Source organism: Streptomyces sp. NBC_01477, from assembly GCF_036227245.1.
GTDB lineage: Bacteria > Actinomycetota > Actinomycetes > Streptomycetales > Streptomycetaceae > Actinacidiphila.
Genome location: NZ_CP109445.1, coordinates 8,325,871 through 8,351,099 on the forward strand (window position 1 = coordinate 8,325,871; position 25,229 = coordinate 8,351,099).

A 25,229-nucleotide genomic window follows, 5' to 3' on the forward strand; every position below is an offset into this window, starting at 1 on the left:
CGCTCCCCTGTCACCGCGCTTCCTCAGGTGGATGTCACCGCCCGAGTGGTCGGCGGCGGCTGGCTGACCAGCGGTCTGGCGGATGGCCGGACCATCGAGCCGACATGAGGGGGGTCGTATCCGCGGGCGCCGAGGCTCGTCAGGCCGGTACACAGGTGCCCGGCACAGCCGGCACAGCCGCGTAGCCGCCGTCGACGTCGCGCTCTGCCGGAGCGCCGATATCGACGCACTGCCCGCCGGGTGGACCGAAACCGGCCGGGACCAGCCGCGCACGGTCGGGGAAGGCCCGCGCTCACCACTCGCTGTTCTCCGGCGGCGACGCGACAATTGGTCTACACCTTGACGCGGGTGAGGTGCCCGAGTCCCATGGGAGGCAATGTTCGTCCGCTCGGTGCCACAGGTTCCATCGGTCCCGTCTCTTGCCTCGAAGGGTCGCTTGTGAGACTGCACAGAACCGCTCCCCGCACCTCCCCCTTCGCCCCGCCGCGCTCCCGCGCCCTGTCCGGTACAGTGCCCCGGCTCGCCGGATCGCTGCTGCTCGTCCTCGCGGCCGGCGCCTCCGCCCTCGGGGCCGCCGGTTCCGTCCAGGCCCAGCCGGGGCCCCGCGGCACTGCGGTGCGGCCGCTCGGCCAGATCGTGCCCGCGCCCGCGCAGGTGTCCCCGGCGGGCGGGTTGTTCACGCTGACGCCTTCCGCGCGCATCCGTGTCACGGGGGACCCGCGCGAGGCCCGCCAGGTCGGCACGTACCTGGCCGGGCTGCTGCGCCCCTCCACCGGCTACGCCCTGCCGGTCGTCGAGGACCGCGGACACGGCACGAAGGGCGGGCACGACATCCGGCTCGCCCTCACCCCCGCGAGCGGCGGCCTCGGCACCGAGGGCTACCGCCTCGACTCCGGCCCGGACGGCGTCACCCTCACCGCACGTACCCCGGCGGGCCTCTTCCACGGCGTCCAGACGCTGCGCCAGCTGCTGCCGGCCTCGGTCGAGAAGCGGACCCGGCAGAGCGGTCCCTGGCAGGTCGCGGGCGGCAGCATCACGGACGTGCCGCGCTACGCCTATCGCGGCGCGATGCTCGATGTGTCACGGCACTTCTTCACCGTCGCGCAGGTCGAGAAGTACATCGACCAGCTCGCGCTCTACAAGATCAACGAACTGCATCTGCACCTGTCCGACGACCAGGGCTGGCGGATCGCCATCGCCTCGTGGCCCCGGCTGGCGCCCTACGGCGGGTCCACCGAGGTCGGCGGCGGCACGGGCGGCTACTACACCAAGGCGCAGTACGCGCAGATCGTCGCGTACGCCGCGTCCCGCCACCTGGAGGTCGTGCCGGAGATCGACATGCCCTCCCACACCAACGCGGCGCTCGCCTCGTACGCGCGGCTCAACTGCGACGGTGTCGCGCCGCCCCTCTACACCGGCACGGAGGTCGGGTTCAGCTCGCTGTGCGTGCCGAAGGACGTGACGTACGCCTTCGTCGACGACGTGATCCGGGAACTGGCCGCGATCACACCGGGCCGCTATCTGCACATCGGCGGCGACGAGGCGCAGTCCACCAGCCAGGCGGACTACGTGTCGTTCATGAACCGTGCGCAGGCCGTCGTCCAGAAGTACGGCAAGACCGTGATGGGCTGGCACCAGATCACCTCGGCGACGCCGGTTGCGGGCGCGGTGGCCGAATACTGGGGTTACGACGACACGGGCGCGGCGGAGCGCGCCCAGGTCGCCGCGGCGGCGAAGAACGGCACCAGGATCGTGCTGGCGCCCGCCGACCGCTCGTACCTGGACATGAAGTACGACGAGAACACCGAACTCGGCCAGGACTGGGCGGGCACGGTGGAGGTGAACCGCTCCTACGACTGGGACCCGGGTACGTACCTCGCCGGCGCCGGGGTGCCGTCGAGCGCGGTGATCGGCGTCGAGGCGCCGCTGTGGACGGAGACGATCGTCACCAACGACGACATCGAGGCCATGGCCTTCCCCCGGCTGCCGGGCATCGCGGAACTCGGCTGGTCCCCCGAGTCCACGCACGACTGGAACACGTACAAGGTGCGCCTGGCAGCCCAGGGACCCAGGCTGACGGCCCTGGGGATCGACTTCTACCACTCGCCGCTGGTCGACTGGCCCGCGGACACGTGACGTCGCGGCGGCGGCCGGTGGGAATCGCGCACCGGCCGCCGTCCGGACTGCCGGTGCGGGAACCGGACCGTCGCCAGGGTCTCCAGGCCCGAGGCCTTCGCGTTGGCTCGGGGGGCCTGGAACACGGCCCGGTCGTCGAGCCCGTCCACACCCGCGGCGGCCATGGGGAACCGGGGGCCGGGCTCGACGTGCCGCGCGGCTCCGTGTCGTCCGGCGCTGTGTCTGCTCCGCGCCGACGGTCTCCAGCACCGCTGCGGTCCGGCGGAGGCGCTCCGACCCGGCACTCTCGCGGTGCGGCAGGACGGGCTCAGCGGAAGAGCGCGGCCAGTTCCGTCCGTGACCGCACGCTCAGTCTGCTGAACACATTCCGCAGATGGTATTCCACCGTGCGGGAGCTGAGGACGAGGAGTTCGGCGATCTCCTGGTTCGTCGCACCCTGCGCGACCAGCTCGGAGATGCGGATCTGCTGCGCGGTGAGCTGCCGCTCGACCGGCTGGACGGCGGGGCCCGCCCGGTCCCCGGCCGCGCGCAGTTCGGCGGCGGCCCGCGCCGCCCAGGGCAGCGCCTCACACTGCCGGAAGATCGCCAGCGCGTCCCGCAGCAGGCCGCGCGCCGCGCGCGGCCTGCGGGCCCGCCGGAGCCGATTGGCGTAGAACAGCTCGGTCTTGGCCATCTCCAACGCCGCGTCGTCGTCGCGATGCAGGCGCAACGCCTCCGTGAAATGCTCCTCCGCCGACAGCTCGTTCTCAGCGAGCAGTCCGTGACAGCGGTGCGCCAGCGCCAGCCGGCTCGGCGCGGCGCTGCTGACCGCCCAACTCTCGAAGCCGCGCAGCGCCGTGGCCGCCTCGTCCCGCCGCCCGCAGCGGACCGCCGCCTCGACGAAGTGCGGAGCGGCCATCCCCCGGATCGCCAGATTCGTCTGGCCCGTGCCCGTCGACATGTGGCTGAAACGGGCCAGCGCGTCGGCCGGCCGGTCCTCCACCAGGTCCAGGCACGCCGACGCCCAGCAGTTGAACGCGCCGGGCCGGCCCAGCTCGCGCGCCGCGACCTCGTGCGCCGCCGTGCCCAGCCGCAGCGACACGGTCGCCCGGTCGCCCTGGAGCGCCGCCAGCAGCGCCAGGAGGGAGAGGTGGTCCACCGCGAGATTACGCTGCCCCGTGGACCGCGCCAGCCGCAGCCCTTCCAAGGCGGCGGCCTCGGCCGCCGCGTGCCGGTCCAGCATCAGCGCGGACAGCGCCTGGTAGACCAGCGCGGCCGGCACCAAGGCGTGCGCGCCCACCTCACCGGCGCCGTGCACCGCCGAGGCGGCCAGGGTGTGCGCGTGCCGCAAGTCACCGAGGGTGTACGCGGCTTGGCTGGCCCAGATCTCCGGCTCCGGGCCCCCGGCCGTCCCGGCGAGCCGCACCACCCGGCCCAGCGCGCGGTTCGCCTCCTCGTGGTGGCCGCGGAACGTCGCCGACATCCCGGCGAAGTGCTCGAGGACCAGGCGCAGCGCCGGCGGGTCGTCGTCCCGCCTCAGCCGCCGGGCCCGGTCCGCAAGGGCGAAGTACCCGGTGAAGTCGCCGGCCAGATAGGTCGCTTCGCCCGCGAGCATCAATGCCCTGGCCAGTGTCTCCCGCTGGTCAGCGGGAATCAGCTCGACGGCCCGCGCCAGATGGCGGCCGGCGAGCGCGGGCACGGCGGAGCGCAGCTCGATCTCACCCTGGACCAGCTTGCGCAGCCCCCGGGTCGCCGCCGAACCGCAGTGCGGCGGCACCCGATCGAGCAACCAGCACGCCCGGCGGACGCCGCCGGCCGCGAGCCGGTCGGCCGCCGCGGTGACCAGCCAGCGGGCCTGTACCCGCGGCTGCGCGATGAAGTCGGCGCCCTGCTCCAGGACGGTGGCGGCTTCGGTGGGCTCACCCGCCCGTACGGTCCCGGCCGCGGACTCCAGCTCGGCGACCAGCTCCGGCCACGGCCCCTCGGCTGCCGCAAGGCGGTGCAGTGCCTGACGCGGCCGGGAGATACCGCACCCGGCGAGCGCGGCCAGCGCCCGATGCGCCGCCAACTGCTCCGCCCACGGCACCTCGGCGGCCAGCACGGACCGCAACAGCCGTCCCGGGACGCGGACTCGGCCGCTCCCGGTCTCCACCAGGCCTGCCGACCGGGCCTCTTCGAGCGCCGCGTCGAACGATTCCCGGGGCTGTCCGTGCCGTACCGCCGCTGCCGACAGCACACCGGTGGGAAGCGGTCCGCCCGCCAGCGTCAGCGCCACCACCGCGCGCGCTCCGGGCGCGAGCCCGGCGAGCCGTCGTCGGCAGCGGGTCCGTAGCCGGCTCACCGGCGCCGGAAGGTACGGGCCGGGCTGCTGCCGAGCCTCCGCCGCCTGCGCCAGCTCCACCAGCGCCAGCGGACTGCCGGCCGCCAGGTCGACGATCTCGTCGGCCTGGCCGGTGCCGGGCGGCCCACAGCCCAGACCGGCCACCAACCGGCCGGCCGCGTCCGGGGTCAGCGGCCTAAGGCCCAGCACCGGGACGCCGTCCAGCGCCACGTCGGCCCGGGAATCCGGATCCGCCGCGATCACCAGGGCCGCCGGCAGTTCGGCCAGCCGCCGGGCCACGAAACCCAGGGCGCGCAGCGACGTCTCGTCCAGCCAGTGCGCGTCGTCCACACACCACAGTTGCGGCCGCACCCGCGCGGCCGACGCCAGCAGCCGCAGCAGCGCGACCCCCAACCGCAGTTCCCCGGCCGCGGGCGCCGCTCCGGCCAGCACCTCCTCCAGCACCCGGCCCTGCGCGGCGGGCAGTGCGCGTACCGCGCCGGCCAGCGGCACCAGCAGGCGGTGCAGCCCGGCCGCCTGGACCTCGGCCTCCGGAGCGGCGCCGGCGATCCGCCGCACGCCGAACCCGGAGACGTCCGCGGCCACCGCGTCCAGCAGCGCCGAGCGACCCATGCCGGACTCGGCCACCACGGCCACCGCGCCGCCCCGCCCGATGCGTGCGCCGGCCAGGACGCCGGCTATCTCGGCCCGCTCGTGGTCACGTCCGTACAGCGGACCCGGCGATGGAACGCAGGAGTCCTGCCGAGGATCCATGACATCAGTGTTACGCGTGAGTAGCGACAAAAGGAAGAGCGCTGCGAGCACTCCGGCCGCTCCCGCTCCCGACCCGAGGCAGCAGCGGTTGCCGCCGGGAGAGGACCGGTGATTACACCGGTCCTCTCCCGGCGGCAGTCCCCGACACTCCGAACGTTCCCCCGACCACAGTTCAGGGGGCACCCGAGACAGAGGAGTCTTCATGCGACGGATTTCCGCCGTCCTCGTGGCGCTGCTCGCCGCGATCGGCCTGGCCGTCTTCGCCCAGCCCGCCCCGGCCGGCGCCGCCACCGCCCACACTCCGGTGGTCTTCGTACACGGTTTCAGCGGCAGCGCGAGCAACTGGACGACCGCCGAGGCCGTCTTTGCCGGCAAGGGGTACACGAGCAACGAGCTCTACGCGTTCCAGTACGACTGGACGCAGTCCAACAAGAGCAGCGCGGCGAGCCTGGCCGCCTACGTCCAGCAGGTGCTCACCAAGACGGGTGCCCAGCAAGTCGACATCGTCAACCACTCGATGGGCGGCCTGGTCAGCGACTGGTACGTCAAACAGCTCGGCGGCCAGCCGTACGTCCGGCACCTCGCCTCCATCGCCGGCGCCAACCACGGCACCACCTTCGCCGGCGCCTGCCTGGTCGACACCTCGTGCGTGGAGATGTATCCCGGTTCGGCCTTCCTGAGCACGCTCAACGCCGGGGACGAGACGCCCGGCGCCACCAAGTACGCGACCTGGTACTCGCCGTGCGACGGCGTCATCCTGCCGTACACCAGCACCGAACTGAGCGGCGCGACCAACAACCTCGTGGCCTGCCAGACCCACATCGGCTACCTCACCGACACGGTCACCCTGGGCGCGGTGGCGAACTTCCTCGCAAGCTGACCCCTGACCCCCTGACCCCTGACCCCCTGACCCCTGACCCCCGTCACCGGGCCGGCGCCCCACGAGGCGCCGGCCCGGTGGACCATGCCCGGAAGGACCGCGCTGAACGCCGCTCTCCCCACGCGGGCGGAGGTGTGTCAGTTGCCTTCGAGTCCACTCCAGGGTGTTGGCTGGTGGAGGAACACCGAGACGTGATGACGGTACGGGTGACGAGTTTCCCTGAGGAGCACACCATGACGCAGAAGATCTGGTTCATTACCGGTGCCTCACGCGGCTTCGGCCGGGAGTGGGCCATCGCCGCTCTGGAACGCGGCGACTCGGTGGCCGCGACCGCGCGCGACCTCTCCACCCTGGGCGACCTCCGCGAGCAGTACGGGGAGCGGCTGCTGCCCCTGCGTCTCGACGTAACGGACCGTGATGCCGACTTCGCAGCCGTCCGCCAGGCGCACGAGCGGTTCGGGCGGCTCGACGTGGTCGTCAACAACGCCGGCTACGGCCACTTCGGCATGGTCGAGGAGCTCACCGAGGCGGAGGCCCGCGCCCAGTTGGAGACCAACCTGTTCGGGGCCCTGTGGATCACCCAGGCTGCGCTGCCGTTCCTGCGGGAGCAGGGCAGCGGCCACATTCTCCAGGTCTCCTCCATCGGGGGCATCAGCGCCTTCCCGCTGGTCGGGATCTACCACGCGTCCAAGTGGGCGCTCGAAGGCGTGAGCCAGGCGCTGGCACAGGAAGTGGCACCGTTCGGCATCAAGGTCACGCTGATCGAGCCCGGCGGGTTCGCCACCGACTGGGCGGGTTCCTCGTCGAGCACGTCCGAGCCGTTGCCCGCGTACGCCGACTTCCACAAGGAGGTGCAGGAGCAGCGGCGCAGGCGTGTCGGCACCCCGGGCGATCCGACCGCGTCCGCCGCGGCCGTGCTGGAGATCGTGGACGCCGACGAGCCGCCGCTGCGCTGCTTCTTCGGTTCGGCGCCGCTTGGTATCGCCAAGGCCGATTATGAGCAGCGTCTCGCGGTGTGGGAGAAGTGGCAGCCCGTAGCGGAGCGGGCCCAGGGCTGAACCGGGGCCCGGAAACCGGCGCACGGACCAGGCGACCGCCGGCGGATTCAGGCCCGCACGTGACGAAGCGGGTCGGCCGGACTCACTCCGGCCGACCCCCTTCCGCAGTGCTGCTGGCTGCTCAGGAGCGGTGGCCCTGGTAGCGGGGTGCCCACCGCAGCCTGTCCGCATCTGCGAACCGACGGATCTTCCAGTCCGAGCGCGGGCGCGGCCTGTCCGGAGGCGACGTCACGGACCTGTACGGCCCCGGCCGTCTGGCGCTGTACGGACACTGTCCGGGGTTGTACGGGAACTCGGCAAGGGCTTCCAGGCAGACCGTCCCCGGCGTTCGCTGGAACCGGCCGGCGGCGCGTCGTTGCCGGTGCAGCCGAATCCGAGGAGTGCCATGAACAAGTTCCTCCGCAGCCGTCACGCCGCGGCGGTCGCCGTGACCGTCGCCGCCGCCACCGCGGCGGTGCTGGCGGTGGCGACGCCCTCGTTCGCGAACGAGGACGCCACGACGTACGGTTCCGTCACCCTGCGAGACTGCTACCACCCGAGCAAGCAGGCGTACCCGAGCACCTCCTGCACGGCCATCGGCACGATCAGCGGAGCAGTCCGACTGGTGTGCCAGTACCCCGGCCAGTCCATCAGCGGAGACAGCTACTGGGACTACGTCCTGTACGGCTCCAGCCAGGGGTACGTCTCCGACGAGTACGTCAAGACGCAGGCGACCGCCGCACCCTGGCGGGATTACAACGTTCCGATCTGCAGCTACTGACACATCGCGGCGTGAGGCGATGCGGCGCGCTGGTCCCGCCCGGACGCGGGCGGGACCAGCGCGCGGTCCGCGAGCGTGGACGGAACACAGCGCACAGGGCGTGAGCAGCGTTGAGCGCACGCCGACCAGGGCCGGCGAGACCACGCCGAGGAACAGCGAGAAGGTGCCGGTCCGCCCCTGCGGGGAGGTGCACCGGGCCCGTTGAATTCGATCATCTAGGCTGGCGCGGTGACTGATGGGCAGGAGCGGGTCCAGCCGTCGGGAGTGTGGGCCACGGCGGTGGGGGTGGCCAGGGTGCGGGCGCTGGAGACCGAGCGGGAGAACGCGCTGTTCCGCGACCCGCTGGCACAGGCCTTCGCCACCGCCGGCGGCCTGTGGCCCTCCTCGCCGCCGCTGCCCGATGAAGAGGCCACGCGGCGCCGTTGGCTGGCCGTGGCGTTCTCCATCGTCATCAGGACGAAGTTCCTCGACGACCTGTTGCAGCAGGCCTCCGCGTCCGGGGTCCGGCAGGTCGTGCTGCTCGGCGCCGGCATGGACGGCCGGGCCTTCCGGATGGACTGGCCCGAGGGCACCCGGCTGTTCGAGGTCGACACCGCCGCGCCACTGGAATTCAAGGCTTTGGTGCTGCGCCAGGAGCGGGCCGCCGCACGCTGCGAGCGGATCACCGTCGCGGTGGATCTGCGTGAGGACTGGCCAGGCGCGCTGGCCGCCGCAGGGCACGACCCGGCCGTGCCGACCGTGTGGATCGCCGAAGGACTGCTGATCTATCTGCCCGAGGATGCGGTGGAGCTGCTGCTGACCCGGATCAGCGCGCAGTCCGCGGCAGGGAGTCGGATGGGGTTGACACTGGGCTCGCGCGGCGTGATCGAGCGCTTCGGCGCGGACGCCGTGCCGGGGTCGGCGGCGTCCATGTGGGTCTCGGAGATGCCGGACGACCCGGTGGGCTGGCTGGCCGGGCACGGCTGGGAGGCCGACAGCCACACCCTGCGCGAGCGCGCTGCCGCCTACGGCCGCCCGATCAGCACCCCGCCGCAGCGCGAGGAGCGGCCCGGCGGACTGATCTCGGCGGTCCGCCGGTAGAGTGCCTCCCGCTTCCCTGGATGATCGATTCCAAGGGGACCTGGTGAGTGGAACCGGCTTCATTCGCGGCCAGCCAGTCATGCGCGCAGAACTCCTGCGCGGACGAGTCCTGTTGGCGTGACCGAGAGTCACGCGACCACGACGAAGTGGACCCGAGCCGGAGAACCGGCGGCACGTGTACCGGAGTTCGGGCAGCACCCCGAAGGTCCGCAGCAATCGGACGGGTCATGACCTCCGGAGGCGCGGGCCCCTGCCGGGAGTTCGGCAGGGGCCCGCGCTGTGGAGCTGCGGAGGGCCGGGACCTGTCCTCGACGAGCGGCGTGCCGGCCGACATCGGCTACCGGGTCTGACGGCCCGGTCTCACTTCAGATGGCGGGTGAAGAACTGGGCCGCGGCGTCCCCCGCGAACTGCGGGACGCCGGTGTGGCCGCCCATGTTGGCGTGCAGTGACTTCTCCTTGGAGCCGAACGCGTCGAAGAGGTCCAGGGCCGCCTGCCGGTCGTTCCCTTCGTCGTCCCACTGCAGCAGGACGTGCAGCGGAATGGTGACCCGCCGGGCCTCCTCGAACATGGCGCGAGGCACGAAACTCCCGGCGAAGAAGCCGGCGGCCACGATGCGCGGCTCGACCACCGCCAGCCGGATGCCGATGGAGATCACTCCCCCCGAGTACCCGACAGGGCCGCCGATCCCGGGCAGCGCGAGGAGGGCGTCCAGGGCGGCCTGCCATTCCGGGACCGCCTTGTCGACCAGCGGGAGGACGAGGGCGTCGACGATCTCATCGCTGACCGGCTCGCCGGCCTCCAGCGCCCGGCGCATGTCGGCGCGGGCCTGATCGACGGCGGGCCATCGGGGCCGGTCGCCGCTTCCGGGAAGCTCGATGGTGGCCGTGGCGAAGCCCTCCGCTGCGGAGTGCCGGGCCCGAGCCACCAGCCGGGGGTACATCCTGTGCAGCCCGAGGGGAGGGTGGCCGAGCAGGATCAGCGGCGCCGGTGCGGATGCGGACGCCGATGCGGGTGTCCACAGGATGCCGGGGATCTCACCAAGGGTGAACTCGCGTTCGAGCAGGTCGTCGTCGAGGCGCTGCTCGGAAGTGAAACGCATGGTCGTGCCTTTCGGGAGTGCACTGAAACGGCGCTCCCGGACGACCTGTCTATCGCCCGACCATGACTCCGGAGGGGAGCACCCATGTCGATACTGCGTTCACGGGTACCACCTCCTCGATCTCTCGCACGGCCTGCGGAAAACCTAGCAGCGCTGGCCCAGGTCCGCCAACGGGTGGGAGCGCCGTGCCTGAGATCTTCACCGACCGCACTCACGGAGTGGAACCGAGGGAGAACATGAGCGGCTGCCGGACGGTCACCGACGGCACCCGCGACGCGCGGGTCGGCACCTCGGACATCGGCGTGACAGTGCTGAGCCTGCTTCCCGCCGGCTGTTGCGCACGGCCGCTCCTCAACTGCCGACTCGGGATGTCGCGCTCGCGCTTCGCGGCACCTCGCCGGCGGTACCGGCTGTCAGCAGTACATGGGCACGATGGGTTCGGCCCGTCAGGCCCTCCCGGGTGAGCCGGACAGGGGTTCGCTCGCGGACCGGCTTCAGGCCGCCCGCGCCGCGCGGCGCACTGTGACCCCGCCGCGTCGAGGACGGATCAGCTGGTGCGCCGGCGACGTGACGGTGTGAAGGCGCTCAAGGGGCCGGGGGAGAGCTGGGCGCGGCTGTCAGGCCGGGAGAATCGCTGTGGCGGGCGCGGCCCGCGCCCGGCGACTGCGTGGATCCGGACCCGGCTGCGGTCCACACGGAGGCGTCGAGGTAGGTGCTGTCGGAGGTGACGAGGCCGTCGGTGATGGTCCAGATCGAGCACCAGTAGGTGCGGCGGGTCGCGCCGGATTCGGTGTCGGTGAAGGTGCAGGTGCCTTCGGCGGTGACGGTGTCGTCGCCGGTGTGCAGGAGGCGGGTGATCGCGGCCCGGCGGTCGGGCGCGATGCCGAGGACCTCGGATTCCACTTTGTGGAACTTGTCGCGGTCGGTGATGGCGAGGACACCGTTGACCTTGATCCGGAGGTCGTCCGGGTAGCACTGGTCGATCATGGCGTGCACGTCGGTGTTGTAGAGGTCGATGAGGCGTTCGGCCATCGCTTCGTTGGCCTGCTGGGACATGGGTGTCTCCGTAAGGTGTCAGGTGGCTGCCTGGGTGGGACCGGGACCGACGCCAGGGACGCCTGCGCCATCGGCGAGACCTCCCGTGCCCGCAAGGGCTTCGCGGTCCTCGGCGCGCCCGCGCAATCGGCCGCCGGCCTGGCGTCGCTGACGTCCCACCACGCCGCTCCGATCGCCGGCCCGGCCCGGTTGGTCAATCGGCCGCGTGACGTGCTTACCGGGTGAACAGGACCTCGCGGCCGACCGGGTCCATCCGGCGCGTGTCATCGTTCACGACCAGCACGCGTTTCCCCGGCTTCGCGCACCGGACGTGCATATGGCGACGGCGACCCCTCCCCGAGCCGAACAACGTCGGCGCCGCGACCGTGGCGACGAGATGCGCTCAGTGATAGCCGGGTGACAAGCGGTTGTCACTAAACCAGTGGCTTGTTGATCACGCAAGGGGCCGTCCGCGCATCCGCCCGTGTGCCAGGGGGAATCCGGATCCGTGGACGGGACGGCCCCATCGCCCTCCGCGGCAGGTCAGGTGCGATGGCGGCGCTGGTCCCCGACCTGGGCCCGGGCAAAGGCGGTTTTCCGCGGGGCGCCAGGCCGGGTGGCCGTGGCGACGGTCACCCGACCGATCCCGTTCAGCGGTGAATCGAGCCGAAAACTATCCTATTGAAGGATGCCCTGCCGCCGCTGTCGCGACCTAGCATCCCGGTGTGGCGAAACACCACAACACGCCGTATCGAAGGGGCAATTCGACGTGACGGGTTCGGCTGCGTATTTCGAGAACTGGGTGTCGACGTTCAACCCGGCCCCGAACGCGGCGGTGCGCCTGGTCTGCCTGCCGCACGCCGGTGGCTCGGCGAGCTTTTTCTTTCCGCTGGCCAAGGCGTTCGGTCCCGACGTCGAGGTGATGGCCGTGCAGTATCCAGGCCGCCAAACCCGGCGGAACGAACCGGGCATCGACAACGTACCCGAGTACGCGGACCGCGTTTTCGCGGCGCTGCGGCAGCTCGCCGACCGGCCGCTGGCGTTGTTCGGCCACAGCATGGGCGCGGTGCTCGCCTACGAGGTGGCGCTGCGGATGCGGGCAGCGGGGCTGCCCGCGCCCGTGCGGTTGTTCGCCTCGGGCCGGCGCGCGCCCTCCCGGTACCGCGACGAGCAGGTGCACCGGGGCACGGACGCGCAGATCGTGGCGGAACTGCGGGGCCTCGGCGGGCCCAACCAGTCCATGCTGACCGATCCGGAAGTGCTCGCCCTGATCCTCCCGGCCGTGCGCGGCGACTACCGCGCCATCGAACGCTACCGGCACGATCCTGCTACGCGCCTCGACTGCCCGGTGACGGTGCTCGTCGGTGACGAGGACCCTCGCGTCACCCTGGACGAGGCGCGGGCCTGGGCGGAGCACACCACGGGGCCGACGGAGCTGGAGGTGTTCGGCGGCGGTCACTTCTACCTTGTCGACCACAGCAGGAAAGTGATCGACCTCCTGGCGCGCCGGCTGAGCGGGCAGGGAGCCGAGCCCATCCGCTGAGCACGCTCGCAGCCGGCGTGCGACCGCGGCCGGCCGCCGTGCCGATCCCGGGAGTTGATCCATGACGGACGCGCGAACCAGCGCGCTGCTGGCCGTGCTGGCCAAGGGCGTGCGCACGATCGAGCTGGGACAGCCGCTGTTCACCGGCATGCCCTGCTCCCCGAACCACCCCGGTTTCCGGATGACGCTGGCGCGCCGGCACGGGGACCTGCGCAGGCCGGACGGCGGCTCGGCCAGCAGCGAGGTGATCGTCACCGGCGGGCACGTGGGCACGCACATCGACGCGCTGTCGCACGTCAGCCAGGACGGCAAGCTGCACGGCGGCGTGGACGCGCAGAAGGCCCAGCGCGGCGGCGCCTTCACCGAACTCGGCGCAGAACAGATCCCGCCGCTCGTCACGCGGGCGGTGCTGCTGGACGTCGCCGCCGTGCACGGTGTGGACGTGCTCGAGCCCGGCTACGGCGTCACGCGGGAGGACCTGCTGGAGGCCGCCGAGCACGCCGGCGCCCTGCCCGGCCCCGGCGACGTCGCGCTGGTGCGGACCGGATGGGCGGCCCACTTCGCGCGCCCGGAGACCTACCTGGGTCACGCGACCGGCGTTCCAGGCGTGACCGAGGACGCGGCCGAATGGCTGGCCGCGCAGGACATCGTGGCCACCGGCGCCGACACGACGGCCTACGAGCGGATCCCGCCGGGCGAAGGCCACCGGACGCTGCCGGTGCACCGCCTGCTGCTGGTCGAGCACGGCATCTACCTGATGGAACACCTCAACCTGGAAGAGATCGCCGCGTCCGGTCTCACGGAGTTTCCTCTCGTGGTCTCGCCGTTGCGCATCGTCGGTGGCACGGGTTCCCCGATCCGGCCGATCGCCGTGGTGGGCGCGTGACCCCGGCCGAACGGCTGGGCGCGCTGGCCGAACGCGTCGTGAAGGACGGACTGCCCGCCGGCCGGCGGAGCGACGTCGCCGGCCGGGTCCTGGACCTGCTCGGCAACTGCCTCGCCGCGCTTTCGGAGCGGCCGGCCGAGGCCGTCGCGGCCACCGTGGGGGAGTGGGGCGGTGCGCCGCAGGCCACCGCGATCGGCTCGGCCACCCGCATGCCCGCGCCGTCGGCCGCACTGGTCAACGGCACGCTCGCGCACAGCCTGGACTTCGACGACACACACCTGCCCTCGGTGCTGCACCCGTCGGCCGCGGTCGTGCCGGCGGCACTGGCCGTCGCGGAGCAGACCGGCGCGTCCGGGCCCGCCTTCTGCGACGCCGTGGCCGTCGGGGTCGAGGTGACCTGCAGGCTGGGCATGGCCGGCTACGACGAGGAGAGCGCGAACTCGGTGTTCTTCGACCGCGGCCAGCACGCCACCGCGATCTGCGGCACGGTCGGCGCCGCCGTCGCGGCCGGGATGCTGCGCGGACTGAGCGCCGCTCCGCTGACCTCGGCCATCGGCATCGCGTGCAGTATGGGATCCGGGGTCATCGAGGCCAACCGGACCGGCGGCACGGTCAAACGGATCCACTGCGGCTGGGCGGCGCACGCCGGGGTGGTGGCCGCGGCGCTCGCCGCGAACGGGATCACCGGTCCGCCGACCGTGCTGGAAGGCCGGTTCGGCCTGCTGCGCGCGTTCTGCGGCGACCGGTTCGACCTCGAAGCGGTGACCCGGGACCTCGGCGAGCGATGGGAGAGCGACCGGATCTTCGTCAAGCCCTATCCCTGCAACCACTTCACCCACGCCGGGGTGGAGGCCGCGCTGCGGATCCGGCGGCGCGAGGTCGACCCCGCCACCATCACCGAACTCACCCTCGGCGTGCCCGAACCGGTGCTGCGCACCATCGCCGAGCCGCTCGAGAGCAAACGCAAGCCGCTGTCCGGCTACCACGGCGCGTTCAGCGGGCCGTACACGGTGGCCGCCGCGTTGCTCGGCGGCGGCGGCCTCGGCCTGTCCCACGCCGACTTCACCGACACCGCGGTGGCCGATCCGGTACGCCTCGCGCTGGCCGCGCGGGTGACCCCGGTGGCCGACCCGGAGTGCACGCGGATCTTCCCGCACCAGTTCCCTGCCGTGCTCACCGTGCGGCTCACCGACGGCGCCGTGCTCGTGGAACGGGTCCGGCACAACCTGGGCGGCCCGGAGAATCCGTTGTCCGCCGCGGACTTGACGGCCAAGTTCCGTATGAACGCGCGGCGCGCGGTGGACGACGCGGTGGCCGGTGAACTCGCCGGCCTGGTGACCGGGCTGGCTTCGGACACCAGGCCGGCGACGATCACCGGCCTGCTGCGTTCGGCGCTTTGATCACGCCGGACTTCTACGGCCGGCCGGGCGGTCCGAGGACCGGGTCCGCGCTCCGGGCGGGCGGTTCCGCCGACCTGTGTTCCAGTTGCCGGGCCAGATCCTGCCAGAACAGCGAATACGCCCGGGCCAGCCTGGCCACCGGGACCGACCAGTGGTCGGGGATCGCGCAGGCGACGTCGGACCGGGTGGTGAGCGCCTCCCGGTTGGCCCGCATCCAGCGGATCAGGAACCGCCCGCGGTCGTTGAGCCGGATCGAGGGGTCCGCCATCAGGGCGGCCAGCACGGCCGTGGTGAGCTTCTCAAGGTCGCTGGGCCCGGTCGGGCGAGGGACCGCCGGCGCACCGGCCTCGCCGCCTCGGGCCTGGACCGGCACCGGTTCCCGGCCCTCGGCGAGCCGGCGCCGCACGTCGAGCACGGTGTTCGGCGAGACTCCTGCCTGGCGCGCGATTTCCCGCGCCGACGCGCTCGGGCGCTCGGCGAGCAGCCGGCTGGCCCGCAGCCGCCCCTCGGTGGCGTTCACCGGCCGGACACGGCCGTCGCGGCCGACCCGGGTGCAGGAGCGGAGCCCGGGTTCGGGTTCGGGAAGATCGCGGCGCCGCACCCGGACGGTCGACTCCGCCAGCCCGGTGACCCCGGCGATCATGCGGTTCGACCACCGCGGGTGGGTGCGCAGGATCCGCTGCGCCGCGGCAATTCGCTCCGCGCGCGAGAGCGGCAGTCCGTGTGCCGTGTTGAGCCGGACGGCCACGGCGAAAGCGTCCTCGTCCGAACCGCTGTACTCAATGGCGGAAATGTGGCTCCGCTCCTGCGCCAAGGCCGCGTGAACGCGGTGGATTCCGTCGAGGACCCGGCCCGATGGACCGTGTACGACGATCGGTGGCAGTTCTTCGGTGATCCCGGCGAGGATCTGCACGTGTTCGATGTTCACCCGGCCCTGCCGTAAGGTGAAATCGAGGTTGAGTGAGCTGACGCGGATGCGGCGGACGGTGCTCGTGGCCAGCTGGCCCGACAGCCAGGCAGTCGGTTCGCAGTCCGCGAAGGCCGGCGGATCGTCGCTCGGCCGGCGGGGCGCCTCGTGCTGGGACATGGGACTCCTGGTCGTGTCGGAGGACCGGCGGTTCGCGCGTGACGTGCCGTGATGCGCGTGGACGTGGCGGTGTTGTCAGCTTATTTGCGCCACGGCGACCCGCCAACGCCTGCGAGGGCCTGCGCCTCGAAACAGTCAGAATTGGTGATGCCGCCGCCACTACCCGATCTGGTGGAATCGAACTCCCGGGGCATAACCGGCTCGGTGCGCCCGGATGTGCCGTTATGCCGAAGCCGGTGTTCAACCGCGCGGAAAACGCAGTCGAATACCGTGCCCGGGAATGGTGCGGCATGCGCGACCTTGACCTCTCCCGGCGAACTTACGTAATTTCGCCCTGATCCACCGACGACCCGGAGGGGAGGGTCTGCATGACGAGTCCGCGCGGCAGAACCGCAGTCGGCAGGCCGGCCGTACCCGCTCCCGCGGCGCCTCTGGCCGGGCTCACCGTGATCGACGCCTCCACGCTGTTCGCGGGACCGTTCGCCGCGCGACTGCTCGGTGACTTCGGCGCCGAGATCATCAAGGTGGAACAGCCCTCGGGCGACCCGCTGCGCCGCTTCGGCCATGCGGTCCGCGACGTCCCGCTGCTGTGGAAGGTGCTGAGCCGCAACAAGAAGAGCGTGGTACTGGACCTGCACGAGCCTGGGGACGCGCAGCGGTTTCGCCGGCTCGCCGCCGGGGCCGACGCCCTCATCGAGAACTTCCGGCCGGGCACCCTGGAACGCTGGGGCCTGGGCCCGGAGGTGCTCGCCGAGGTCAACCCCCGGCTGGTGCTGGCCAGGGTCACCGCCTTCGGACAGGACGGCCCGTACGCCCACCGTCCCGGCTTCGGCACGCTGGCGGAGGCCATGAGCGGGCTGGCGGCGATGTCGGGTGAACCGGGCGGGCCGCCCGCGCTCCCGGCGTTCCCGCTCGGCGACGCCGTCGCCGGCCTGCACGCGGCCCTCGCGGTGCTGATCGCGCTGCGCGCCCGCGACGTGATCGGCACCGGCCAGGTCGCGGACATCGCCATCACCGAGACACTCATCGGCTCCTTGGGAGCCCAGCTCACCGTGTACGAACACCTCGGCCTCAAGCCCGAACGGGTCGGCAACCGGTCCAACAACAGCGCGCCCCGGGGTGTCTACCGTTGCGCGGACGACCGCTGGGTCGCAGTCTCCGCCCCGGCGCACCCGGTCGCCGAACGCGTCGTGCGGCTGGTCGGCCGCCCCGATCTGGGCGATGAGCCGTGGTTCGCCACCGGGGTCGGCCGGGCCGAGCACCGTGAGCTGATCGACGACGCGATCCGGCCGTGGATCGCCGCCCGGCGCCGGGACGAGGTCATGGACGCCTTCGAGGCGGCCGAAGCGGCCGTCGCCCCCATCTACGAGGTCGACGACGTACTGGCCGATCCGCAGTTCCGGGCCCGCGGTCTCACCGTGGACGTGCCCGACGCCGAGCTCGGCTCGGTGCGCATGCCCGGGGTCCCGTTCCGTCTTTCGGCCACTCCGGGCCGGATCGACTGGGCCGGTCCGCCGATCGGCGCTCACACCGAGGACGTGTGCGGCTCCGTCGCGCCCGCCCGCCCGACGGCCGGGGAGGCCGGAGCATGACCGACGACCACGCGAAGCCCCGGGTGTTCCGCAGCTGCCTGTACGTGCCCGGGCACCACCCGGACCGGATCGCGCGCGCCTACGACACCGACGCCGACGCGGTGATCCTCGACCTGGAGGACGCCGTCCCGGGCCCGCGCAAGATCGAGGCGCGCGAGATCGTCGCCGAGGCCATGGCCAGGCCGGCCGCGAAGCCCACCTACGTGCGGGTCAACCCGATGTCGTCGGGCCTGTGCGAGGACGACATCCGCGCGGTCGCGGGTCCCGCGCTCGCCGGGGTGCGGGTGGCCAAAGTGGACTCGCCCGCCGACGTCCGGCGCGTCGCCGAGGTGCTGCGGGAGCTGGGACACCCGGCGAAGATCCACGTGCTCATCGAATCGGCAGTCGCGCTGGAACACGCGTTCGCCCTGGCCACCGCGTCGCCCGAGGTGACGATGCTCGGCCTCGGCGAGTCCGATCTCCGGGCCGACCTCAGCACCACCGCCGAGGGACCGACCATGGACACCAGCCGGGCCCGCGTGATCGTCGCCGCGCGTGCGGCCGGACTGCCCAATCCGTGCCAGAGCGTGTACGCCGAGCCCCGCGATCTGCGCGGGCTGCTGGTCACCAGCAAGCACGGCCGCCGGCTCGGGTTCCTCGGTCGCATGGCGATCCACCCGGCGCAGATCCCCGTCATCCATGACGTCTACACCCCGACCACGAACGAGATCGACGACGCGCTGGAGATCTGCGCCGCCGTGGACCTCGCAGCGCTGGAGAGCAGGTCGATCACCATCACGTCGCAGGGGAAGATGGTCGGCCCGCCCATGCTCGCCCGGGCGAGGCAGGTCCTGGAGCTGGCCACCGCGCTCAACCTGGTCACGGACGTCGCGTGGCCGGCGGAGCGGGCACGAACTTCGGAATCGGCGGGTTACACCCGGAACAACGGAGGTTCTTCATGACCGGCGTCCTGGCCGACAAGCGGTGGGCGGTGCTGGACCCGGCGGTCCGGCCGACCGACCCCGAGGGATACCTCAGGACCGCTCTGGAATGGCACTTCGGCGCCGACACCGGCTCGCGGTTCTGGCTCGAGCGCGCCAAGACCCTCGACTTCGACCCGATCCGTGACGTGCGCGGTTACGACGACCTGACGTTGTTCCCCAACGTCGTCGACGAGCTGCGGGGGATTCCCGTCGAGGACCTCATCCCGCGCGGTTACGGCCCCCACCCGCCGGCGCCCAAGGTGTTCGAGACCGGCGGGACCACCGGCGCGCCCAAACGCGTGATCCTCATGCCCGACTGGTTCGAGAGCTCGATCAACCGGATGCTCGCCGGTCCCGTGTTCGCCGGGCGGGAACCCGGCAACATCCTCATCGCGACGCCGACCGGGCCGCACAAGATCGGCGGCCAGTACGACGACGTGGTGAAGAAGCAGAACACCATCAAGTTCTCCATCGACGTGGACCCGCGCTGGGTCAAGAAGCTGATCAGCCGCGGTGAGCAGGACCAGGTGAAGTCCTATGTGGACCACGTGCTGGACCAGATCGAGCACGTGCTCGAAACCCAGCACGTCGGCCTTCTGGTGATCACCCCGCCGATCCTGCGCGCGTGCTCCGGCCGTCCCCGCCTCGTCGAGCTCATCAACGCCAAGGTGGCCGTGGTGTTCTGGGGCGGCGCGCACATGACCGCCGACGAGCGGTTCGAACTGTCGCAGGTGTACTTCCCGCAGGTGCGCATGGTGAGCCGGTACAACAGCGCCATGATCCTGGAAGGGGCGGCCGAACGCGCCGGGACCGGCGCCGGCGACCAGGTGATCTACGACCCGTACACCCCGGTCGTGATGTTCCGGGTCGTCGATCCCGACACGGGCGAGACCGTGGACCACGGCCGACGCGGCCAGGTCGTGATGAGCCACGTCAGCAAGGGCGTGTTCCTGCCCAACAATCTCGAGCGGGACTCGGCGATCCGGGTCCGCGGCCCGGAAGGGCAGTTCGGCGATTCGGTGGCCGATCCCCGGCCGGTCGAGAAGTTCGGCGGCGAGCGAGTGATCGAGGGCATCTACTGAGCCGACCGGCGTCTACCGAAAGGACGAGAGAGGGATGTCGATTCTGCTGAACGCGGAACCCGGAGCGTCGAGCGTGCCGGACCAGGAGCCGTGGCTGCACGAACTGACCGTGCCGGAGGCGGCCGAGATCGACGAGGCGTTCGCCACGCTGCTCGCGAGCGGCAAGTCCGACTTCGCCGCCGGCGCGGCCGAGTTCCCGTTGCCGAGGGTGGGGCCGAAGCTTCGGCGCATCCTGCGGTCGATGGAGGACGAGCCGGGTTTCGCACTGGTCCGCGGGATCCCGGTCGCCGGGAAGAGCGAGGACGAGGTCCGCCGCCTCTACTGGGGACTCGGCATACACCTCGGGGTGCCGCTCATCCAGAACAACTCCGACTCGCACATGGTCGACATCCGCGACGAGGGCCGCGCGGGCCGGCTGCGGGTGCACAGCTCGAACCAGCACATCGGGTTCCACATCGACTCGACGGACATCGTCGGGTTGCTGTGCCGGCGAGCCGCCGCCCACGGCGGTACCAGCCTCGTCGTGAGTGCCGAAGCGGTGCGGCGGGAGATGTCGTGGGTGCACCCCGAACTGCTGCCCGCGCTGTACGAACCGCTTCCGTTCGCCGACGTCGCCTCGCCGGACGAGGACCACCCCGATTTCTTCCTGTGTCCGGTGTTCGGCCGCCACGAGGGGCGGACCACGACGCGGTTCTACCTCCGCCGGATCCTGCGCAGCCAGGACAACCCCGCGGCGCCGCGGCTGACCGACCAGCAGCGGCGCGCCGTGGAGGCGGTCGAGGAGATCGCGGCCCGGCCGGACCTGGTCACCGCCATGGAGTTCCAGCCGGGTGATCTGCAGCTGATCAACAACCACATGGTGCTGCACGGCCGGACGACGTTCGACAGAGAAGAGGCGGACACCGGGCGGCACCTGCTGCGCATGTGGTGGTCGGTGCCGTCGAGCAGGCTGCTGCCGCCGGAGTTCGAGGCCGCCTGGGGCACCAGGGAACCCGGCACGCTGCGCGGCGCGGCTCGGCGCTGGCAACTGCACGGGGAGTTCGGCGAGTTCCAGCGGCGGCAGGCCGACGAGTTCGGGGTCGTCATCCCCGCCTGACTTCTGTAGGAGCGTCCGTCCGCAGCGGAAGGCCGACAACACGAAACGGCGGCCGGACCGGATGACTCCGGTCCGGCCGCCGCCCTGCCTGGACCCGCCGCCCGAGCCGCGTTCGCGGCGGGGCCGGCGGTACTCGCTGTCAGCGGTCCTGCCGGTGCGTGGCCGCGCGGTCGTTCGGGAGCGGGGCGCAGCGGCGAGTTCGCCGGGTCGCGCCCCCGCCATGGCCGCCTTCCGCAACCGCGCCGTCGGCCTGCTCACTGTTTTCTGACGAGCGTGATTCCGTCGGCCATCGGCAGCACGCAGATTTCGACTCGCTCGTCGGTGTGCAGCCGGGTGTTCAGTTCGCGCACCGAAACGGTGTCGATGTCCGTCACGGCCGGATCGGCGACCCGGCCGAAGAACAACGTGTTGTCCACCACGATCAGTCCGCCCGGGCGCAGCAGGGACAGTGACTCCTCGTAATAGTGGAGATATCCTGACTTGTCGGCGTCGATGAACACGAAATCGAACTCGGCGCCCTCCTCGCGCAGCGCCGCGAGCGTGGCACGGGCGTCACCGACCCGCACCTCGATCCGGTCCGCCACCCCCGCCTCCTCCCAGAAGGGCCTGCCCATGTCGGGCCACTTCGCCGCGATGTCACAGGTCACCAGCCGTCCGTCGGCCGGCAGGGCGCGCGCCATGCACAGCGTGCTGTAGCCGGTGAAAGTGCCGATCTCCAGCACGTCGCGGGCGCCGGTGAGGCCGACGAGCAGCGCGAGCAGCTGTCCCTCCTCGGGCATCACCTGCATCAGCCGCGCCGCCGGCACCGTCGCCGTCTCGGCCCGGAGTCCGGCGAGCACCTTGTCGTCACGCAGGGAGGTGGCCCGCACGTAGTCGAGTATTTCCTGGTTCGCATTGATCTGCTGAGCCATGAGGATACTTTCGTGAAATGTCGGAGCGGGGAGTGCGGCCCAGTCTACGAATGGTCCGGGTGGTGTCAACGGTGGATTCCCGAACTCGCACGGGTGTCACTTTCCCGGAAGAAATAGGGGGGTGTTCAGGGGGGTGGGCGCCGCGCTCGCGGATCATGCTGAAGACGAGGGAAGAGAACAGGGCGGAACGGTCCGTCGGCCGAGCGTTCCCACTGGAGGAAACATATGTTGCGCGAAGAGGTCGAAGACTTCTCGCTCGCCGTTCTCGGCGCGGGCACGATGGGTCTGGGGATCAGCGCGCTCGCCGTGGGGCACGGCGTACCGGTCACGCTGGTGGAGACCGACGCGGCGAGAGCCCGGCAGGCGCCGGCCGCCGTCACCGCGCAGTTGCGCATGGCCCAGCTGATGAACGCGCTGCCTGCGGACCGCGAGTGCGGTGAGCTGACCGTCACCGGGTCGCTCGCCGGGGCGGCCGGTGCCACGGTGGTGATCGAAGCCGTCACCGAGGACCTGACGCTCAAGACGAAGGTGCTCGCGGAGACCGCCGCACTGACCGGCGCCGGGGTACCGCTGGTCTCGAACACGTCCTCGATCCCGATCGACGAGCTGGCCGGATACCTGCCGGACGCGGCGCGGTTGATCGGCACCCACTTCATGAACCCGCCGTACCTGATCTCGACGGTCGAGGTCGTCAGGGGCGCGAGCACCGGCGGGGCGGCGCTTTCCGCCGTCACCCGGCTGCTCGGCGTCCTGGCACGCAAACCGGTCGTGGTCGGCGACGGACCGGGTTTCGTGACCAGCCGGATCCTGCACCCGATGATCAACGACGCGGCCCGCGTCGTGCAGGAGGGCACCGCCACGGCCGAAGCCGTGGACACCCTGATGCGCGAATGCCTCGGACACCGGACCGGTCCGCTGCGCACGGCGGACCTCATCGGCCTGGACAACCTGGCCGACTCGCTGCGGGTGCTGGCCGAGCGCACCGGCGATCACCGGGCGGTGCCTTGCGAACTGCTGCTCGACAAGGTCCGCGACGGTCACCTCGGCCGTAAGACGGGCCGCGGCTTCTACGACTACGGGAAGGCACAACCGTGACGACAACCTCAGAGCCGGTGGCCGAGCAGGTGCAGGCATTTCTCACCGAGCGCACCAGGCAGACCTGGGCGCGGGACACGGACCTGTTCGCCGTCGGCGGCGTGTCGTCCATGTTCGCCATGGAGCTCGTGGTGCACCTGGAGTCCACTTTCGACATCGTGATCGCCGGTCCGGATCTCGCACTGGACAACTTCCGCACCGTCGACGGCATGACCGCGCTGGTGCTGCGGCTGCGGGAGGCCGAGCAGTGAGCGACGACCTCGCCGGGCTCGTCGCCGACCGGGTGGGCGACCGCGCGGCGGGCTGGGACGTCGCCGGCGAGCTGCCCCGCGACCTGCTGGCCGAGCTGGGCGGGCTGGGCGTGCTGTGTGCCCAGGTCGGCGTCGGGCACGGTGGAGCGGGACTGGACAGCCGGGCCAACGGCGAGCTGACCGCCGCGGTCGGCGAGCTGTGCGGTTCGCTGCGCAGCGTCATGACCTCGCACGGCATGGCCGCGTGGGCGATCCGCCGGCTGGGCACCGCCGGGCAGCGCGACCACTTCCTGCGCCGGCTGACCTCGGGGGAGCTGGCCGCCGTCGGGTTCAGCGAACCGGGCGCGGGCAGCGACCTCGCCGCGATGGCCACCACGATCACCGACGGCGGGTCCGGCGACGTCGTGGTCTGCGGCCGCAAGGTGTGGGTCACCGCCGCCCACTACGCCGATCTGCTCCTCGTGTTCGGCGGCTACCAGGGCGGCGCCACCGCCGTGGTGGTGCCCGCGGACACGCCGGGTGTGCGGGTCGAGCGGGTGCCGCACCCCAGCGGGTGCCGTGCGGCCGGGCACGCCGGCCTGGTCCTCGACCATGTCCGCGTGCCGGCCGACCACGTGCTGGGCGGGGTCGGGCTGCCGCTGCCGCTGGTCGTCACGGCGGCGCTGACCTACGGCCGGATGTCCGTCGCCTGGGGCTGTGTCGGCATCCTGCGCGCGTGCCTGACGGCGGCCGTCGAGCACACCGGCGGCCGCGAGCAGTTCGGGATTCCGCTCGCCGGGCATCAGCTCGTCGGCCGCCTGCTCGCCGAGCTGTACGTCGGCGAGCAGATCGCCACCCGCGCCTGTGAGCACGCCAGCGCGTCGTGGGACGGGGGCGCGCCCGAGGTCGCCACCGACGCGGTGCAGGCCAAGTACATCGCCTCCCGCGCGGCCACCGCCGGGGCCTCCCACGCGGTCCAGCTCCTCGCGTCCGCCGCCGCGTCCGACGGCCACGTGGTGGCCCGCGCGTACCGGGACGCGAAGCTGATGGAGATCATCGAAGGCACCACCGAGATCTGCCAACTCCTGCTCGCCGAACACGTGCGGGGCCGGGCGGGCACAGTGAGGGGACGGCCATGACCGCGACGCCGATGGTGAAGTGTCTGATCTGGGACCTGGACGACACGCTGTGGCGCGGCACCCTGGTCGAGGATGACGGCGTGCGGCCGTTCGCGTGGGTGCGGGAGGTGATCACCACCCTCGACGGACGGGGTGTCCTGCAGTCCGTCGCCAGCAAGAACGACCATGACCACGCCTGGTCGCGGCTGGAGGAGTTCGGGCTGGCCGAGTTCTTCGTGGTGCCGCACATCGACTGGGGCCCGAAGTCGGAGTCGGTGCGCGCCATCGCCGAGCGGCTGAACTTCGCGCACACCGCGATCGCCTTCATCGACGACAACCCGGTCGAGCGTGCCGAGGTGGCCCATCACCTGGCCGACGTGCGGTGCTACCCGGCCGAGGAGGCCGCGGGGCTGGTCCGGCGGCCGGAGTTCAGTCCCGCCGTCGTCACCGTCGACTCCCGCCGGCGGCGGCAGATGTACCGGGCCGGGTTCGAGCGCGACGCCAGCCGGGCCGAGTTCACCGGCCCCGACGAGGGCTTCCTGCGCACGCTCGACCTGGAGATGACCATCGAGCGCGCCACCGAGCAGGAGCTGTCCCGCGTCGAGGAACTGACCCTGCGCACCAGCCAGATGAACGCCACCGGCGTGCACTACGACGACGCGACGCTGCGCGGTCTGCTGGCCGATCCCGGTCACGAGGTCCTGGTGGTGACGATGGCGGACCGGTTCGGTCCGCACGGCGCCGTCGGCATCGTGCTGCTGGCCCGGCACGAGCGGGTCTGGCACCTCAAGCTGCTGGCGACCTCGTGCCGTGTCGTGTCGCTCGGCGCCGGCTCGGCCCTGCTGAACTGGCTGTCCGGCCAGGCCGCGCAGGCCGGCGTGCACCTTGTCGCCGACCTGCGCCGCACCGACCGCAACCGCATGATGGAGATCGCCTACCGGTTCGCGGGATTCACCGAGCACGAGTGCGCCTGCGCAGCCGGTCTGCCGGCGCCGGGCGCCGACGGTGTCGAGCGCCTGCACCTGGTGCCGGCCGTCCGTCCCGCGTCGAGCGCGCTGCGCCTGACCTCGCTCGACCTGACCGGCGCCGCGCTGCCCCGCTGAC

Annotated in this window: 21 protein-coding genes; 16 read left to right on the forward strand and 5 right to left on the reverse strand. The window is 71.9% G+C overall.

Annotation, left to right across the window (positions count from 1 at the left end):
• Positions 1-498 precede the first annotated feature (498 nt).
• Positions 499-2,136, forward strand: coding sequence for a beta-N-acetylhexosaminidase (locus OHA86_RS35600; protein WP_329182683.1), 1,638 nt, complete (start codon positions 499-501; stop codon positions 2,134-2,136).
• Between the two features lie 307 nt (positions 2,137-2,443).
• On the opposite strand, the gene OHA86_RS35605 is transcribed toward OHA86_RS35600, so the two are convergent.
• The gene (locus OHA86_RS35605) at positions 2,444-5,209 is read right to left on the reverse strand and encodes a LuxR family transcriptional regulator (RefSeq protein WP_329182042.1); all 2,766 of its coding nucleotides are present in this window, start codon (positions 5,207-5,209) and stop codon (positions 2,444-2,446) included.
• A gap of 202 nt (positions 5,210-5,411) precedes the next feature.
• On the opposite strand from OHA86_RS35605, the gene OHA86_RS35610 reads away from it, so the two are divergent.
• The 4 genes from OHA86_RS35610 to OHA86_RS35625 all read left to right on the forward strand — a co-directional run bounded on the left by OHA86_RS35610 (position 5,412) and on the right by OHA86_RS35625 (position 8,987).
• On the forward strand, positions 5,412-6,089 hold the full coding sequence (locus OHA86_RS35610) for an esterase/lipase family protein (protein WP_329182044.1): 678 nt from the start codon (positions 5,412-5,414) through the stop codon (positions 6,087-6,089).
• Positions 6,090-6,322: 233 nt separating this feature from the next.
• Entirely contained in the window at positions 6,323-7,147 is an 825-nt protein-coding gene (locus tag OHA86_RS35615; RefSeq protein ID WP_329182046.1) for an SDR family oxidoreductase, read from the forward strand.
• Between the two features lie 385 nt (positions 7,148-7,532).
• On the forward strand, positions 7,533-7,907 hold the full coding sequence (locus OHA86_RS35620; RefSeq protein WP_329182048.1) for a hypothetical protein: 375 nt from the start codon (positions 7,533-7,535) through the stop codon (positions 7,905-7,907).
• Between the two features lie 228 nt (positions 7,908-8,135).
• Positions 8,136-8,987: a class I SAM-dependent methyltransferase gene (locus OHA86_RS35625; RefSeq protein ID WP_329182050.1), complete on the forward strand. Its 852-nt coding sequence runs from the start codon at positions 8,136-8,138 to the stop codon at positions 8,985-8,987.
• A gap of 360 nt (positions 8,988-9,347) precedes the next feature.
• Here the strand turns inward: OHA86_RS35625 and OHA86_RS35630 are convergent, their stop codons facing one another.
• Positions 9,348-10,088 (reverse strand): alpha/beta hydrolase, encoded by a 741-nt coding sequence (locus OHA86_RS35630; RefSeq protein ID WP_329182052.1) that lies wholly within the window; start codon positions 10,086-10,088, stop codon positions 9,348-9,350.
• A 585-nt stretch (positions 10,089-10,673) separates the two neighbouring features.
• A complete protein-coding gene (locus OHA86_RS35635; protein WP_329182053.1) occupies positions 10,674-11,144 on the reverse strand; it encodes a nuclear transport factor 2 family protein in 471 nt (156 codons plus the stop codon).
• Positions 11,145-11,892: 748 nt separating this feature from the next.
• Between OHA86_RS35635 and OHA86_RS35640 the strand changes: the two genes are divergently transcribed.
• The 3 genes from OHA86_RS35640 to OHA86_RS35650 all read left to right on the forward strand — a co-directional run bounded on the left by OHA86_RS35640 (position 11,893) and on the right by OHA86_RS35650 (position 14,952).
• Positions 11,893-12,666 (forward strand): thioesterase II family protein, encoded by a 774-nt coding sequence (locus OHA86_RS35640; protein WP_329182055.1) that lies wholly within the window; start codon positions 11,893-11,895, stop codon positions 12,664-12,666.
• A 61-nt stretch (positions 12,667-12,727) separates the two neighbouring features.
• On the forward strand, positions 12,728-13,552 hold the full coding sequence (locus tag OHA86_RS35645; RefSeq protein ID WP_329182057.1) for a cyclase family protein: 825 nt from the start codon (positions 12,728-12,730) through the stop codon (positions 13,550-13,552).
• Positions 13,549-14,952 carry an MmgE/PrpD family protein gene (locus OHA86_RS35650; RefSeq protein ID WP_329182059.1) on the forward strand — a complete coding sequence of 468 codons (1,404 nt, stop codon included), beginning with the start codon at positions 13,549-13,551 and terminating at the stop codon, positions 14,950-14,952. The genes OHA86_RS35645 and OHA86_RS35650 overlap by 4 nt, the downstream gene beginning before the upstream one ends.
• Positions 14,953-14,965: 13 nt before the next feature.
• On the opposite strand, the gene OHA86_RS35655 is transcribed toward OHA86_RS35650, so the two are convergent.
• Positions 14,966-16,039 carry a streptomycin biosynthesis regulator gene (locus OHA86_RS35655; RefSeq protein WP_329182061.1) on the reverse strand — a complete coding sequence of 358 codons (1,074 nt, stop codon included), beginning with the start codon at positions 16,037-16,039 and terminating at the stop codon, positions 14,966-14,968.
• A gap of 368 nt (positions 16,040-16,407) precedes the next feature.
• Between OHA86_RS35655 and OHA86_RS35660 the strand changes: the two genes are divergently transcribed.
• The 4 genes from OHA86_RS35660 to OHA86_RS35675 are packed head-to-tail and all read left to right on the forward strand — an operon-like array spanning position 16,408 to position 20,771.
• Positions 16,408-17,631, forward strand: a complete 1,224-nt coding sequence (locus tag OHA86_RS35660) for a CaiB/BaiF CoA transferase family protein (protein WP_329182063.1) — start codon at positions 16,408-16,410, stop codon at positions 17,629-17,631.
• Complete coding sequence (locus OHA86_RS35665; RefSeq protein ID WP_329182065.1) at positions 17,628-18,572, forward strand: HpcH/HpaI aldolase/citrate lyase family protein; 945 nt, start codon at positions 17,628-17,630, stop codon at positions 18,570-18,572. The genes OHA86_RS35660 and OHA86_RS35665 overlap by 4 nt, the downstream gene beginning before the upstream one ends.
• The gene (locus OHA86_RS35670; protein ID WP_329182067.1) at positions 18,569-19,675 is read left to right on the forward strand and encodes a phenazine antibiotic biosynthesis protein; all 1,107 of its coding nucleotides are present in this window, start codon (positions 18,569-18,571) and stop codon (positions 19,673-19,675) included. Before OHA86_RS35665 ends, OHA86_RS35670 begins: the two co-directional genes overlap by 4 nt.
• A 34-nt stretch (positions 19,676-19,709) precedes the next feature.
• Positions 19,710-20,771: a TauD/TfdA family dioxygenase gene (locus OHA86_RS35675; protein WP_329182069.1), complete on the forward strand. Its 1,062-nt coding sequence runs from the start codon at positions 19,710-19,712 to the stop codon at positions 20,769-20,771.
• A 254-nt stretch (positions 20,772-21,025) separates the two neighbouring features.
• Here OHA86_RS35675 and OHA86_RS35680 read toward each other — a convergent pair whose 3' ends face one another.
• A complete protein-coding gene (locus tag OHA86_RS35680) occupies positions 21,026-21,682 on the reverse strand; it encodes an O-methyltransferase (protein ID WP_329182071.1) in 657 nt (218 codons plus the stop codon).
• 225 nt (positions 21,683-21,907) lie between these two features.
• On the opposite strand from OHA86_RS35680, the gene OHA86_RS35685 reads away from it, so the two are divergent.
• The 4 genes from OHA86_RS35685 to OHA86_RS35700 are packed head-to-tail and all read left to right on the forward strand — an operon-like array spanning position 21,908 to position 25,228.
• Positions 21,908-22,777, forward strand: coding sequence for a 3-hydroxyacyl-CoA dehydrogenase family protein (locus tag OHA86_RS35685; RefSeq protein WP_329182072.1), 870 nt, complete (start codon positions 21,908-21,910; stop codon positions 22,775-22,777).
• Positions 22,774-23,028, forward strand: a complete 255-nt coding sequence (locus OHA86_RS35690; protein WP_271312214.1) for an acyl carrier protein — start codon at positions 22,774-22,776, stop codon at positions 23,026-23,028. Before OHA86_RS35685 ends, OHA86_RS35690 begins: the two co-directional genes overlap by 4 nt.
• On the forward strand, positions 23,025-24,146 hold the full coding sequence (locus OHA86_RS35695) for an acyl-CoA dehydrogenase family protein (RefSeq protein ID WP_329182079.1): 1,122 nt from the start codon (positions 23,025-23,027) through the stop codon (positions 24,144-24,146). Before OHA86_RS35690 ends, OHA86_RS35695 begins: the two co-directional genes overlap by 4 nt.
• Positions 24,143-25,228, forward strand: a complete 1,086-nt coding sequence (locus tag OHA86_RS35700) for an HAD-IIIC family phosphatase (RefSeq protein ID WP_329182081.1) — start codon at positions 24,143-24,145, stop codon at positions 25,226-25,228. The genes OHA86_RS35695 and OHA86_RS35700 overlap by 4 nt, the downstream gene beginning before the upstream one ends.
• The last annotated feature ends 1 nt before the right edge of the window (position 25,229 follow it).